The organism is Streptomyces barringtoniae, from assembly GCF_020819595.1.
Classification (GTDB): domain Bacteria; phylum Actinomycetota; class Actinomycetes; order Streptomycetales; family Streptomycetaceae; genus Streptomyces; species Streptomyces barringtoniae.
In genome coordinates, this window is record NZ_JAJHNP010000001.1 from 106,403 (window position 1) to 120,824 (window position 14,422).

Here is a 14,422-nt window from a genome sequence, read left to right on the forward strand (position 1 = left end):
AGGCCGGGGCTAGCGGAAATCGGACATGGCGCTGAACTGGGGGGACTACTTCCAGTGCCCCCGCTTGATCTCCATCGCCGCCCTCCCCTCGGCGCCCTTCCTCCTCCAGTCCCGCCGAAGCTCCGCACGCACCCGCGCATCGGTCTTGGCCACGATCCACTGGTTCTCCCGCACCAGCTTGCGGTAGCTCTCCAGCCTGCGCTGGGGGAGCTCCCCGTTCTCCACGGCGGAGCGCACCGCGCAGTCCGGTTCGGTCTGGTGGGCGCAGTCGTGGAAGCGGCACCGCTCGGCCAGTTCCTCGATCTCGGCGAACACCTGGCCGACCCCGCTCTCGGCGTCGTACAGGCCGACGCCCCGCAGCCCGGGTGTGTCGATGAGGACCCCGCCCGAGGGCAGGGTGAGCAGGTTGCGGGTGGTCGTGGTGTGCCGCCCCTTGCCGTCGACGTCCCGGGCGGCCCGTACGTCCATGACGTCCGCGCCGACGAGCGCGTTGGCCAGCGTGGACTTGCCCGCGCCGGACTGGCCGAGCAGCACGGACGTACCGGAGCCGACGAGCGCGACGAGGACGTCGAGCCCGTCGCCGTGCAGGGCGCTGACAGTGAGCACCGGCACACCGGGCGCGCTCGTCTCCACGTCCTGCACGAGGTGGGCGCGGGTGACCGGGTCCGGCACCAGGTCGGCCTTGGTGAGGACGACGACGGGCTGTGCGCCGGACTCCCAGGCCAGGGCGAGGAAGCGTTCGATGCGGCCGAGGTCGAGGTCGACGGCGAGCGACACGGCGACGACGGCGTGGTCGACGTTGGCGGCGAGGATCTGCCCGTCGGACCGCTTGGAGGAGGTGGAGCGCACGAAGGCGGTGCGGCGTGGCAGATACGCGCGGACGTACCGCGGATCACCGCCGGGGTCGAGCGCGACCCAGTCCCCCGTGCACACGACCTTCATCGGGTCACGGGGAACGACGAACTCGGTGTCGGCCCGGACGGTTCCGTCGGCGGTGACGACGTCGCACTGGCCCCGGTCGACCCGTACGACACGGCCGGGCAGGAGACCCTGCTCGGCGTAGGGAGCGAACTCGGCTTCCCAGCCCTCGTCCCAGCCGTACGGGGCGAGGGGGTGCGAGGAAGGTGAGGACGAACCCGCGAGAGAAGAGAAAGACAAGGGAGGACCCTTCACAAGGGTGGCCTCGGCGCCGCGCTCACGGGCGCGGGAGAAGAGTGAGGTCAGCCGGAGACCACGGAGGTGGAGTGGACGAACTTCTGGTTGCGGGCAGCGCCCATCACAGAGACAGCCATCGGTCACACCTCCCGTTTCTCACCAAGCCGACAGCAGCGGCGGACAGCCACTGCGTGAAGCGGATCTCACCGTAGAGGCGGCCGCGTTCCGGCGCCACCGATTTTCCGGCGGGGTCACGGACCGCGCTGGTCGAGGAGCCGCATCAGGTTCCGCTTGCGCTTCTGCCTGGCACGCAGAGCGGCGAGGTACACGGTGAACGCGTCCTCGGTGCCCAGGCGTCGAGGGCAGTCGCGCATGCTCAACAGCACTGGGTGGACAGGGGTTGGAGGAAGCGGTCGCTGTTCAGCACATCCGAAGGGCGGCCCGCATGCAGGGCCGGCCCTCCGGATGCCCCGTTCAGCGGACGAAGGAGATCTCCGGGTACTTCTTGTCGGGGCCGTCGAGCAGGGTGCTGTGCTGGTGGCGCAGTTCCTTGTCGAAGAAGGCGGCGAGGTAGACGCGCTGGATCTCGATCGCGCGGTTGGGGTCGATGGTGCCGTACACCTGCTGGAGCTGGGCCGGCGTGAGTCCGAGCAGGCTCGCCTCCTGTGGCGCCATCGCCTCGTCGTCGACGAACGACACGTGCGCCGCGCCGTGGAGCTGGATGTCGACCCGGTATCCCTTCAGATGCGACCACAGCGTGCGCCACGAACCGTCGTTGTTGCGGTTGTGGGTGCCGGAGCTGAAGAGCATGAAGGGCCGGTCCAGGTCCTTGCTCGGCGCCGAGCCGAAGAACTGACCGTCCAGATTGGCGCCTGCGGCGATGCGGTGGTCGAGCTGCATGGCGGTGTCGACCGCCGCGCCGCCCAGCGAAGCGCCGAACATCCCGATGCGGGACATGTCCACGGACTTCGTCAGCCCGGTGGGGAGCCTGGCGTGGTCGACGTCCGGGTTGCCGCCCTTGGCGATCGTGGCGAGCTGGTTGATGACGAAGTGGATGTCGGCAGCGCGCACGTTGAGCGTGTCGGAGGAGTGCGCGCCGGCCGGCATGGTGTTGACCTCGACCCGTCCGTCGGGGAACTGCACCTCGTTGGCGTCGTGGGTGTGGTCGACGGTGACGACGAGGTAGCCGCGGCTGGCGAGGTCCTCGGCGAGCACGGTGCCCCTCGCGCGGTCCGAGTGCAGCCCGCTGGAGTACAGCAGGACGGGCAGCTTGCCGAGCTTGGTGTCGACCGGGGCGAGGACATGGCCCGCGGTCTTCGGCAACGTCACCTGTTGTGGCGTCAGGCCCTGGGAGGCGAGGAAGTGGGCGCCGGAGGCTGACGGCATCCACGGTGCCGCGTAGTGACCGCGGGTGGAGGCGGCCGGGTACCAGAACGACACCATCAACTCGCGCGGCTTGCTGCCGGGCACGTACGGGTCCGTGCGGGACTTGTCGACGAGGTGCAGGCTGATCGTGCCCACGCCGTGGCGCCCGGTCGGCGCGGGCAGACCGAGCTGCAGGGCGGACGTGCCCGCGCGGGGCGTGACGGCCTCCGGACGGACGGCCTTGTGCTGCTTCGGCACCTCGTCGTGCTGGGGCGCCCAGGGCGCGTCGTCCTGGTCGGGCCGGTCGGGCGAGAACCCGGTGGCGGTGGGCTTGCCGGCCGTCTTCCCTGCGGCCATCGCCGGCGTCATCCCCGCACCCAGGGCGATGGCCAGCGTACCGGCCGTACCGACCGCTCTGGCGATCACTCTGCGACGGTGGCGCGGTCGACGGTGTTTCATGGGACCCCTTTGTTGTGCAGCGTTCGAGGAACTGGCGATCGGATTGCGCACCCGTACCGCCACAGTGGCCTACGGATTTCGGGCCGCCGGCGTTCACCGCGGCAGCGGGCGGAACGAGCAGCCGGACCAAGCGACTCGTCCCAGCCATAGGGAGCCAGGGCGGCGGACCAGCAGAGGTGGAAGTCAAGGGAGACCCTTGCCAAGGGTGGCCCCGGGCAGGCGCGTTCGGCGCGCGGTGGGTTCAGCCGGTGGCCACGGAGGTGGACTTGATGGATCCCTGGATGCGGGCAGCACCCAGCGCAATGACAGCCATCGGTCGACACCTCCTCGTCGATGCGTTTTCCGTACGGCGTGCTCAGCCGGCCGTGCAGGACGCCCCGTTGAGCGTGAAACCGTACGGCGCCCGGTTCCGGTCGTGCCAGGTGCCGATGAACCCGAAGGACAGCGTGCCGTGCGCGGCGACGGCCTTGTTGTAGTCGGCTGCGGTGGCGGTGACCCGGGAGCCGCTCTGGTGGGCGGTGGCGTCCCACATCTGGCCGACCTGCTGGCCGTCGCGGAAGGCCCAGGACACGTTCCAGCCGTCCAGGGGCCGGTCGGTGGTGACGGTGACGGTGGCCTGGAAGCCGTCGGGCCATTCGTTGACGAGGTCGTAGGCGACCCGGCAGTCGGCCGCGGGGCCGCTGGAGCCGCCGGGGCCGGAAGGGTGCGCGGTCGAGGAGGTGCTGCCCTGGGGTTCGGGGTCGGGCTGCTCACGACCGGAGCCGGCCGGCGTGGGTGTCGGTGTCCGTGTGGGCGTCGCGGAGAGCGTGGCCGCCGGTGCCGTCGGGGAGCCGGGCGGGGTGTCGGTCCGGGAGAAGCTGGGGTCGGCGGCGACCGGCTGCCGGTCGTCCCGGGCGGCGGCGCTGTCGTCGCCGGAGCCGCCGTACGGCATCATCGACACACCGAGTGCCAGTGCCGACAGCAGCACGGCGGCGGCAAGCAGGGTGCCACGCAGGGCGCGGGTGCGGCCGGTGCCCTCCGCCGGATCGCCGGACGCGGGGTCGGCGCCGGCGGGGCGGCCGGCGCCGAGGCGGACCTCGGCGGCGCGGCGGCGGCGTTCCAGGTAGGCGAGGCCGCCCCAGCCGATGACCCCGCCGGCGAGCGCGGCGGGCAGCGCGCCGCCGTGCAGGCGCAGGCACGCGGCGGCCTCGGCACAGCGCACGCAGGTCGCGAGGTGCCGGGAGAGGTCGTCGGGGGTGTCGGCGGCCGGTGAGCGGGTGACCGCGTCCAGCAGACGGGCGTAGGAGCGGCACTGCGCGTCCATCGGGGTGTCCAGGTGGGCGCGGTGGCAGCGGTCCCTGAAGAGGGTGCGGACCTGGTCGAGTTCGTCGGCGACGGTGGCCGGGTCCAGGCCGAGCCGGCGGGCGACGGTGGGCAGGGGCAGCGCCTCCACCTCGGCCAGCCACAGCAGCGAGGCGTCGGCCTCCTGCATGTCCCTCAGGCCGCGCAGCGCGACCGGGCGCTGGAGCGGCGGGCCCGTGTAGCGGGCGGCCTTGGCGGAGTTGAGCCACAGCCGCAGGTCGGGGTCGAGCTTGTGGCCCTGGCCCTCTGCCTCCCAGGCGGCGGCAGTGTCGCGTACGGCGGTGAGCAGCGCCGGGATGGTGGGCAGCCGGGCGGTACGGCGGCCCGCGCCGCGCACATGGGTGCTCGCCGCCGCGCGGACCTCGCGCATGCCGAGCGTGAAGGCCTCGGTCGCCAGTTGGTGGGCGGTCATGGATCCGGAGGTGCACAGGTCCGCGTAACTGAGCACCGCGTCCCAGCCCTCCGAGAACAGCGCGGCCTCGGTGGCGTCCTGGGGGGTCGGCAGGTCGGGCATGGGACTCCTGCATCCACGAGCGAGGTCAACTCACCATAGGGCGAAGGAAGTTGTAGGGAACCTCGCGGCAGGGCACAGAGCCTTTCACGTCCTCGACACAACTGACAAGCGGCCTGTTCACATCCGGTTACCGATGGTGGCGGGGCGGATGCGCGACGCTACGAGCCCGCAACTCCGGCCAGAAGTACGGATGCGGGCGCCGTTCCGCTCACCCGTTCCACCCTTCCGCTCATCGTTCCGCCGTCCCGCCGTCCCGCCGTTCCGCTCACCGCCTCCCGCCGGTCCGGTGCGCGCCATCACACCTCGGCCGGCGCCTCCGTGGCGTCCGCCGCCCGGTCGTCCGCCGGCAGGCTGTCCATGAAGGAGCTGACGGAGAAGACGGCGCGGCCGGGTCCGGGCGGACCGTATCCGGGCGGGGAGGACAGCCCGAAGTCCTCCATCGTCTGACGGTAGGCCTGGAGGAGGCGGATGTGGTACTCCAGCGGCGCGCCCTGAGGGTTGGCCTTGCCGAGCGGGGTGGTGGGCTCCGGGCACCAGGTGGTGAAGCGCGGCGTGATGCCGTGCGACATGAAGAAGCGCAGCCCCTCGGTGGTCGACGCGATCGCCTCGTCCACCGTCGTGAAACCGAACGGCTCGGCCATCTCCACGCCCGCCACGAAGTTCGGGATCACGTTGCGCGCACCGAAGACGTCCGCGGAGTCGAGAATCCGCTTGTGCCACTCGTCGCGGCCGACGTAACGCTCCTTGCCGGGGCAGTACAGCTCGAACAGCCGGCGGTCCCACACCTCGAAGTTGGGGTGGTAGATCTGCACGCCGTAGTCCTTGAACCGCTGCACGTCCGCCTTGGGCAGCGCCTGGGCGACGACCTTGCCGATCCAGCGGCCCGGGAAGCGCTCCTCGATGGCCTTGGCGTAGTGGCCGTAGAAGTCGGCCTCGTCCCGCCCGGCAACCGTTTTCGTAATGGCGCCGCCGGTCAGGGTGTAGGCGGTGGAGGACTTCTGGGTGTCGTACCGGTCGATGATCTCGAGGGCCTCCAGCACCTCCTCGACGTCCTTCACACCGGTGTACGGCCGCCCGGCCGCCTTGTGCTGGCGCCAGTTGTGGTTGATGTCGCAGTACTGGCACTCCTCCTTGGCGCCGAAGTACTGGCAGACGCGGAAAACGGTGAGATAGATCAGGTAACCCCACTGAATGGTCGGGGCCACCTCCATCACGGACTTCCCGTTGGAGAGGGTGTGCCGGTAGTACTCCGGCATCGGCGGCACGCCGACGTCGGCGATCCGCTTCCCGTCGAGGTAGAGCCCGAGCAGCCCCTCGTCGTCGGCTGCCACCCGGTACGGCGAGGCCGGGTTCACCCGTACGGAGACGACCGTGCGCCGCAGGTCGTACGGGCCGCCGGTGAGGATGATCTCCTCCGGCGGGCGCCGCAGCGCCGCCTCGCCGAGCTCGGGCAGGGTGCCGTGGTCGAAGGAGAAGATGAAGTACGACTTCGGCTTGACCTCGCCGCTCTCGTTGTCGCTGAGGGCGGAGGGGTCGAAGGCGACGCCGCCGCGGAGCAGGTCCTCCTTGAAGACGGCTTCCCGTGGCACGTGCGGGAACCGCTCCATCAGATCCTCGACCAGCGCGGTACGACTGCCCATCCGTCTGTCTCCTCCCGGTTCAGGCGTACGTCTCACACCGTATGCCCCCGCCTGCGGCTCAGCCGTGCCGGGTCCCCGCACGGCGCGCGACGTGGTCCGGTACGGCGGTTCCGGCCGGCAGCGCCGGGTCGGGCTCCGGGGTGCCCCAGACCGTGCTCAGCGGCAGCACCCCGGCCCACAGGCCGAGGGCCGCGTCGGGGCTGTCCCCGTCGTCCGGGGCGCCGGTGCGGATCTTGACGGAGGCCTCCTCCAGGGACAGGGCGAGGAGGGTGGTGGCCGCCAGTTCCTTCCGGCTGGGGCGGCGGGCGTACGACCACTGGCCGGGTGCGGAGTGCTCGGTGAGCCGGCGCAGCCCCTCCAGCTTCTCCTCGGGGTCGGTGACCTTGCGCGCCGTGCCGTGGATCATGGCGCTGCGGTAGTTGACGCCGTGCTCGAAGACGGACCGGGCGAGCACGAGCCCGTCCACGTGGGTGACGGTCACGCACACCGGCGTGTCGCCGGCGAGGCTGCGGCTGGCCACGGACCCGTGCAGATACAGCCACCGCTCGCCCCGCCCGTACACGGTGGGCACGACGACCGGCCGTCCCTCCACCAGCACCCCGAGGTGACAGACGAACGCGGCGTCGAGGATCGCCGCCAGCTCCGCCCGCTCCAGACTGCCCTGCTCGCGCAGCCGCCGGTGGCGGGTGCGGTCGGTCACGGGCAGGCGGGCGGGAAGCGGCTCCTGGGTCATGGATCGAAAGGTACCGATATCGCATACAGCAAGCCAGTGAAATTTCGAATACGTCGATGGATACGGTTACGACAACGAAATCCGCAGAAGAGCTCTTCTCTGGCCCGCAGTGGATGAGAGGGTCGGCGCAGACGCACTCTCCGGGAGGGACGCAACTGTGACAGGGACGGCCGAGACCGCCGGGGCGGTCACCAACTGGTCGCGCACCATCACCTACACCGCGCGGGAGTTCCACCGTCCGCGCACGCTCGACGCGCTGACGGCGCTGGTGGCGCGCAGTGCCCGGGTGCGGGTGCTGGGCAGCGGGCACTCCTTCAACCGGATCGCCGACCCGGGGCCGGACGGTGTCCTGCTGTCCACGGCCGGTCTGCCGCCGGTGATCGAGGTCGACACGGCCGCGCGCACGGTCCGGGTCGCGGGCGGGGTCCGTTACGCCGAACTGGCCCGGGCCGTCCACGCGCACGGCCTCGCCCTGGCCAACATGGCGTCCCTGCCGCACATCTCGGTGGCCGGTTCGGTGGCGACCGGCACCCATGGGTCGGGCGTCGGCAACGGGCCGCTCGCCTCTGCCGTACGGGAGGTGGAGCTGGTCGTCGCGGACGGCTCGACGGTGACGATCGACCGGAGCGACCCGCGGTTCGACGGCGCAGTGACCTCACTCGGCGCGCTCGGCGTCGTCACCGCGCTCACCCTCGACCTGGAGCCGGCGTACGAGGTCGAGCAGCACGTGTTCACGGAACTCCCGCTGGAGGGGCTGGACTTCGCCGCCGTGGCGGCCGCCGGATACAGCGTGAGCCTGTTCACCGACTGGCGGGAGCCGGGGTTCCGGCAGGTGTGGGTCAAGCGGCGTACCGACCAGCCGGCGGTGGACTTCCCGTGGGCCGCACCCGCGAAGGTGCCGCTGCACCCGGTGCCGGGCATGCCCGCGGGCAACTGCACCGCACAGCTGGGCGTGCCGGGTCCGTGGCACGAGCGGCTGCCGCACTTCCGGGCGGAGTTCACGCCGAGCAGCGGGGAGGAGATCCAGTCGGAGTACCTGCTGCCGCGGCCGGCCGCGGTGGAGGCGCTGGAGCGGATCGACGCCATCCGGTCTGCGGTCGCCGGTGTCCTGCAGACCTGCGAGGTACGGACGGTCGCCGCCGACACGCAGTGGCTCAGCCCCGCTCACGCGCGTAACTCGGTGGCACTGCACTTCACCTGGGTGCGGGACGAGGCGGCCGTACTGCCGGTGGTACGCCGGCTGGAGGAGGCGCTGGTCCGCTACGATCCGCGTCCGCACTGGGGGAAGGTGTACGCGATCCGGCCGCCGGTGGTCCGGCGACGGTACACACGCCTCCACGACTTCCGCGACCTGGCCCGCTCCCTGGATCCGGCCGGCAAGTTCACCAACACCCTCGTGGCGGATCTCCTGGCCGACTGACGGCTGCATCCGCCGCTGTGCGGTGTCGGCGGTGAGGGGCTCCCCCACTTCCTCCAGCCCCTTTCCTAACCCCTTGTCGAAACTCCCTCCCAGCCCATAGCCTGGCGCCCGCGCCGGTGCCGATCTCGCCCGGCCCGAACTGGCCGGACGGGATGGGAGGGGCAGCCGCGTTGAAGCGCACATCACGTGACATCCGCACCGCGAACCGCTACGAGGTGCTGCGCCAGATCATCGCCGAGTCTCCCACCTCCCGGCAGGAGCTGGCCGCCGCCACCGGACTGAGCCTGGCCACGGTCGCCACGCTGGTCGGCGAGTTGCTCGACCTCCGCATGATCACCGAAGTGGGGTTCGAGGACTCCGCCGGCGGCCGGCCCCGGGGCCTGGTCGCCGTCAACGCGTCGGGGGGCGCGTTGATCGGCGTCGACATCGCGGAGACGTACGTCCATGTCGAGCTGTTCGACCTGGCGTTGAACGTGCTGGCCCGCGCCGACGAGGACATGCGGCCCGGCGAGAGCCGCCCGGAGCAGGTGGTCGGGCATGTGGCCACGGCCGTCGGCTCGGTGGTGGCACAGGCAGGCGTCGAGGCGGCCCGGGTGCTCGGCGTCGGGGTGAGTGTGCCGGGCCAGGTGGACCGGGACACCGGCGTCGCCGAGTACGCGCCCAACTGGGACTGGCACGACGTGCCGTTGCTCGACCTGCTCGCCGAACAGATCGCGTATCCCCTGTACTTGGACAATCCACTGCGCGCCTGCGCGGTGGCCGAGCTGTGGTTCGGGGCCGCGCGGGGCCGCGGGGACGCGGTCGTGGTCAACCTGGGCACGGGAGTCGGCGCCGGCCTCGCCCTCGGCGGCGGCCTGCACCGGGGGGTGAGCAACAGTGCCGGCGAGTGGGGCCACACCACGCTCGTGCTGGACGGACGCCTGTGCCACTGCGGCAACCACGGCTGTGTCGAGACGTACGTCGGCGCGCCCGGCATCATGCAGAACCTGCGCGAGCTCAGCCCGCAGTCCCCGCTGTTGCACCCTGGGGACCAGACCGCCACCATCGACGCCCTGGCCCGCGCGATCGGCGCGGACGACCCGGTGGCCCTCAAGGTGGTCCGGGACACCGCCCGTTACCTGGGCGCCGGCATCTCCGACCTGATCAACCTGCTCAACCCCGAAGTGGTCGTGCTCAGCAGCTGGGTCGCCGCCCGGCTGGGCGAGCCGTTGCTCGGCGAGGTCCGCCGGGCCGTCGCCCGGCACGCGCTGCGCCGGCCGCTGGCCGCCACCGAGATCGTCCTCTCCCCGATCCCCACCGACCCGGTGTCCCTGGGCGCGGCCACGTTCGCGCTGGAGGGGGCGCTGCAGTCCGCCGGGCAGAGGCAGGGCACCACCAAGCGCACCACTCTCGCAAGGAGCCGTACCGCACCGCCTTCATGACGACGGAAGGGATGCACGTGTCTCACCCCCGCAAGAGATCCCTGCTGCTGACAGCCTCCGCCGCACTGGCCGTCACCGGAGCCCTTCTCACCTCCCCCTCCGCGAACGCCGAGGCCGCTCCGGCCGCCGCCGAGGTCTCCCCGCACGCCGCCCAGACCATCGACAACATCGGGGCGTCCGGGGCCTGGTGGGTCAACGACCTCCAGCACTTCGACCCGAAGGTCCAGGCCCGGGTCGCCCGACTCCTCTTCTCCGAACAGGGGTTGGACCTGAGCTCGTACCGCTACAACATCGGTGGCGGCGGTGTCGCGGTCACCACCCCGGCCCGCGCCGCCGAGGACTTCCTCGCCTCCGACGGCTCCTACGACTGGAGCAAGGACAACGGCGGCCGGACGTTCCTGAAGTACGCCGCGCAGTACGGCGTCAAGGATCTGATCGGCTTCGTCAACAGCGCGCCCGCCCAGTGGACGACCAACGCCAAGAGCTGCGGCGGCCGGCTGGAGCCGGAGCACGAGACCGACTTCGCGAAGTACATCGCCGACGTGACCGACCACTTCGCGCGGCAGGGCGTGAGGCTGGACTACATCAGCCCCTTCAACGAGCCGGACAACAGCTTCGCCGACTGCGGTCAGGAGGGCATGCCGGTACCCGTCGACCAGCGCGACGACATCGTGCGGGCGCTGGGCGCCGAGCAGCGGGCCCGGCACCGGAAGACGGGCATCATCGCGGACGAGTCCAGCAGGACCACGCAGTTCACCAGCGAGGTCCCGCAGTGGATCACTCAGCCCGGCACCGCGCAGTACGTCTCCAGGCTGGCCCATCACACCTACGACAACCCGGACGACGGCCGGCTCGGAAGCGTTTACGAAACGGCGAAGTCGGTCGGCAAGTCGCCGTGGGCCACCGAGATCTGCTGTTTCGGCAAGGGCAGCACGGGCTGGAACCAGGAGTACGACCCGACCATCGACAACGCGCTGCTGATGTCGCGGATCATCTACAAGGACTTCGCGACCTCCCACGACTCGGCGTTCCAGTGGTGGGTGGCGCTCGCCAGCGGTTACGGCAGCGATCCGGCCACCAGGAACGACCAGGGCTGGAACGACGGCCTGATCTACTACGACCCCGACTACGCGACGAACGGCGACCAGAGGCTGTACTTCACCAAGCGGTACTACGCGCTGGGCCAGTACAGCAGGTTCGTCCGGCCGGGCGCGGTCGCGCACGACGTGACCGGGGCTCCGGACGGCGTGGAGGTGTCGTCGTACGACCTCCCCCAGGCTCGAACAGACTCGCCCGGGGGCACCCCCACCGGGCAGTGGGTGGTCGTGGTGAACAACCACAACACCACCGACACCGCGCTGAACCTGCACTTCAACAGCAAGACGCCGGTGCGCGCCAGCCAGGCGGTGCGGACCTCGGCGGACGAGAACTGGGCGCAGGTCGCGAAGCCCGCCGTCAGCGGCCACACCGTCTCCGCCACCCTGGCCGCCCGCTCCATCACGACCTACGTCTTCGACCAGAAGGACCAGGGCAGCACGGCGCTCACCGGCGCCCTGACGGGCACGCAGTCCGGCAAGTGCCTGACCGCCGACGCCTCGGGAGCCGCGATCGCCTCCTGCACGGGCGCGGCCGGCCAGTCCTGGTCGTACGACACCCAGGGCACCCTGAAGGGTGTCAACGGCTACCTGACGGCGGGGAGTCCGGGCCTGAGGGCCACCGCCGCGGCCACGCACGACGGAACCCAGCAGTGGCTGCTGAACGGCAACGGGCAGATCGTGAACGAGGCGTCGGGCAAGTGCCTCGACGTCGGCGGACAGGCGACCGCCGACGGCAGCAAGGTGAATCTCTACGGCTGCAACGGCGGTGCGAACGAGGCCTGGACCCGGCAGTAGCCGCCGCTCTTCCCCGACTGAGGGCCGCCCGCCACTCCCCTGGCGCGGCGGCCCTCATCTCCCTTTCCCTGCCAGCCGGTTCGGAATTCCGAACCGGACACAACTCTTCGAACAGACTTCGTCCAACCCCTTGCCGAAGTATTAGCCGAAGGTTAACGTCCCGCACCAGCCTCAGCCGCAGGTCGCACCCGCACCCGCACCCGCACCCACAGACAAGGACGTCACCATGTCGGCACAGAGCAACCGCACCTGGGACCGCCGCTCGATACTCCGGGCCGCCGCCGGGCTGGCCGTCGCCGCCCCGCTCGCCGCGTGCGGCAGCAACAACGGCCGCGGCGGAGGCAGCGGTTCGGGCAAGCGGCTCACCCAGATGTTCCACGCCTACGGCGAGCCGGGCGTGGAGCAGGCACTCAAGCGGTACGCCGCCGCGTACAAGAAGGCGGACGTGGCCACGCAGTGGATCACCAGCGCCGACTACGAGAGCAAGCTCTTCGCCACGCTGCTCACCGACAACGCGCCCGATGTCTTCGAGTTCCACCCGCAGATCCAGATGGTCAAGAGCGGCCAGGTGGCGGACCTGAGCGACATCGTCGATCCGGTCAAGGCCGACTTCAACGCGGCCGACATCAAGTCCCACACGGTCGACGGGAAGATCTACGGCGTCCGGATGATCGACGACCCCCAGTTCTTCTTCTACCGGCCCTCGCTCTTCGAGAAGGCCGGCGTCAAGGTCCCCGAGACCCTCGACGAGCTGATCGAGGCCGCCGCCAAGCTCACCACCGGCAAGATGAAGGGCGTCTATCTCGGCAACGACCTGCACTCGATCGTCAACCCGCTGATCTGGTCCGCGGGCGCCGACACCCTCGACGACAAGAACCGGATCGCCTACCACACCCCCGGCGTCATCGAGGGCCTGAAGAAGCTGCGGGGGCTCTTCGCCAGCGGCCATCTGCTCCTCGGCGCCCCGACGGACTTCTGGGACCCCTCCTCGCTCAGCCAGGGCCTGTGCGCCATCCAGTTCTGCGGCATGTGGGCCATGCCGCAGTTCCAGCAGGCGCTCGGCGACGACCTCGGGATCTTCCCCTTCCCGAAGACCGTCGACTCCGGCAAGCCCTCGGTCTACAACGGCGGCTGGTCGATGTTCGTCAACGCCAAGGGCGACAACGTCGACGCGGCCAAGGAGTACGTCAAGTGGCTGTGGGTCGACCAGAAGCAGTACCAGGAGGACTTCGCGACCTCGTACGGCTTCCACATCCCGCCGCGCTCCTCGATCGCCGCGGCGGCCACCAAGCTCAAGTCGGGCCTGCCCGCCCAGGGTGTCAAGCTGTTCAACGACTACGGGCACTTCGACAACATCGGCTGGACCCAGGCCATGATCCAGGCGACCTGGGACGTCATCGCCGACTGCGTCCGCAAGGACGGTGACCCGGAGGCGGCTCTCGACACCTGCGACAAGGCCGTCACCCGCGAGCTCAAGAAGCTCTTCGGATAGGCCCGCGGACGGACCACGACATGTCGACGACCACCAAGCCCGCCCTCACGGGCCCCGCCCCGGCGAAGGCCGCACCGGCCCGGACCTGGCGGGGCCTGCGGGGCAGCCGCACCTTCAACTTCTGGCTCTTCGTCAGCCCCTTCCTGGCCGGGCTGATCATCTTCATCTACGTGCCCATCGGCTGGAGCGTCTACCTCAGCTTCTTCGACGCCCGCTTCACGGTCACGCCGAGCAACTTCATCGGTTTCGACAACTACACGTACATGCTGACGGACCCCAAGTTCGTCCACTCGCTCGGCACCTTCACCGTCTTCGCCGCGTTCATCGTGCCGACGACCTGGGCCGTGTCGCTGGGCCTCGCCCTGCTGGTGAACCGGCTGCGGTTCATGCGGGCGTTCTTCCGGTCGGTGTTCTTCCTGCCGACCGCGTGCAGCTATGTGGCCGCGTCGCTGATCTGGAAGATGTCCCTCTTCAGCGGCGTGCGCTTCGGCCTGATGAACACGGTCCTCGGCTGGTTCGGTATCGACGACATCGCCTGGCTGGCGAGCCCCGATCCGCCCTGGTACTGGCTGGTCATCGTCTCGGCACGGCTGTGGCTGCAGTCCGGTTTCTACATGATCCTCTTCCTGGCCGCGCTGCAGAACATCCCGGCCGAGCTGTACGAGGCCGCCGCCATCGACGGCGCCAGGCCGGGCTGGCAGACCTTCCGGCACATCACGCTGCCCCAGTTGCGCGCCACGTCCACCGCGGTGGTCCTGCTGCTGCTCGTCGCCGCGTACCAGGCCTTCGACGAGTTCTACAACCTGCTCGACAAGACGACCTGGGGCCGCCCCCCGCTGGTCGAGCTGTACTACACGGCCCTGGGCACGGAACAGGACTACGGCGCCGGCAGCGCGGGCGCCGTCATCCTGACCGCGCTGATCGTCGTCGTGACCCTGTTCCAGGGCAGGATCATGGGCTTCGGAAGGGGGGAGGAGTCCAAGTGACCAC

The 14,422-nt window shown here is 70.5% G+C and carries 11 protein-coding genes; 5 read left to right on the forward strand and 6 right to left on the reverse strand.

What is annotated here, in order from left to right; translation table 11 throughout:
• Nucleotides 1–45: 45 nt before the first annotated feature.
• From rsgA to LMU33_RS00465, 6 genes are all read right to left on the reverse strand, one after another.
• Nucleotides 46–1,158: a ribosome small subunit-dependent GTPase A gene (rsgA, locus tag LMU33_RS00445; protein ID WP_228616191.1), complete on the reverse strand. Its 1,113-nt coding sequence runs from the start codon at nt 1,156–1,158 to the stop codon at nt 46–48.
• A 248-nt stretch (nt 1,159–1,406) separates the two neighbouring features.
• Nucleotides 1,407–1,535 carry a hypothetical protein gene (locus LMU33_RS41305; protein WP_283844070.1) on the reverse strand — a complete coding sequence of 43 codons (129 nt, stop codon included), beginning with the start codon at nt 1,533–1,535 and terminating at the stop codon, nt 1,407–1,409.
• Nucleotides 1,536–1,629: 94 nt separating this feature from the next.
• The gene (locus LMU33_RS00450; RefSeq protein ID WP_228616193.1) at nt 1,630–2,946 is read right to left on the reverse strand and encodes an alpha/beta hydrolase family protein; all 1,317 of its coding nucleotides are present in this window, start codon (nt 2,944–2,946) and stop codon (nt 1,630–1,632) included.
• Nucleotides 2,947–3,334: 388 nt separating this feature from the next.
• Nucleotides 3,335–4,834, reverse strand: a complete 1,500-nt coding sequence (locus LMU33_RS00455) for a cellulose-binding domain-containing protein (RefSeq protein WP_228616195.1) — start codon at nt 4,832–4,834, stop codon at nt 3,335–3,337.
• Between the two features lie 296 nt (nt 4,835–5,130).
• Nucleotides 5,131–6,474 (reverse strand): radical SAM protein, encoded by a 1,344-nt coding sequence (locus tag LMU33_RS00460; protein WP_228616196.1) that lies wholly within the window; start codon nt 6,472–6,474, stop codon nt 5,131–5,133.
• 58 nt (nt 6,475–6,532) lie between these two features.
• Entirely contained in the window at nt 6,533–7,207 is a 675-nt protein-coding gene (locus LMU33_RS00465) for a pyridoxamine 5'-phosphate oxidase family protein (protein ID WP_228616198.1), read from the reverse strand.
• A gap of 157 nt (nt 7,208–7,364) precedes the next feature.
• On the opposite strand from LMU33_RS00465, the gene LMU33_RS00470 reads away from it, so the two are divergent.
• From LMU33_RS00470 to LMU33_RS00490, 5 genes are all read left to right on the forward strand, one after another.
• Nucleotides 7,365–8,627, forward strand: coding sequence for an FAD-binding protein (locus LMU33_RS00470; protein ID WP_228616200.1), 1,263 nt, complete (start codon nt 7,365–7,367; stop codon nt 8,625–8,627).
• 170 nt (nt 8,628–8,797) lie between these two features.
• Nucleotides 8,798–10,048 carry an ROK family transcriptional regulator gene (locus tag LMU33_RS00475; protein WP_228616202.1) on the forward strand — a complete coding sequence of 417 codons (1,251 nt, stop codon included), beginning with the start codon at nt 8,798–8,800 and terminating at the stop codon, nt 10,046–10,048.
• Nucleotides 10,049–10,059: 11 nt separating this feature from the next.
• Nucleotides 10,060–11,940 (forward strand): glycoside hydrolase, encoded by a 1,881-nt coding sequence (locus tag LMU33_RS00480; protein ID WP_228616204.1) that lies wholly within the window; start codon nt 10,060–10,062, stop codon nt 11,938–11,940.
• A gap of 226 nt (nt 11,941–12,166) precedes the next feature.
• Nucleotides 12,167–13,432 (forward strand): ABC transporter substrate-binding protein, encoded by a 1,266-nt coding sequence (locus tag LMU33_RS00485; RefSeq protein WP_228616206.1) that lies wholly within the window; start codon nt 12,167–12,169, stop codon nt 13,430–13,432.
• A 20-nt stretch (nt 13,433–13,452) separates the two neighbouring features.
• The gene (locus LMU33_RS00490) at nt 13,453–14,418 is read left to right on the forward strand and encodes a carbohydrate ABC transporter permease (RefSeq protein WP_228616208.1); all 966 of its coding nucleotides are present in this window, start codon (nt 13,453–13,455) and stop codon (nt 14,416–14,418) included.
• The last annotated feature ends 4 nt before the right edge of the window (nt 14,419–14,422 follow it).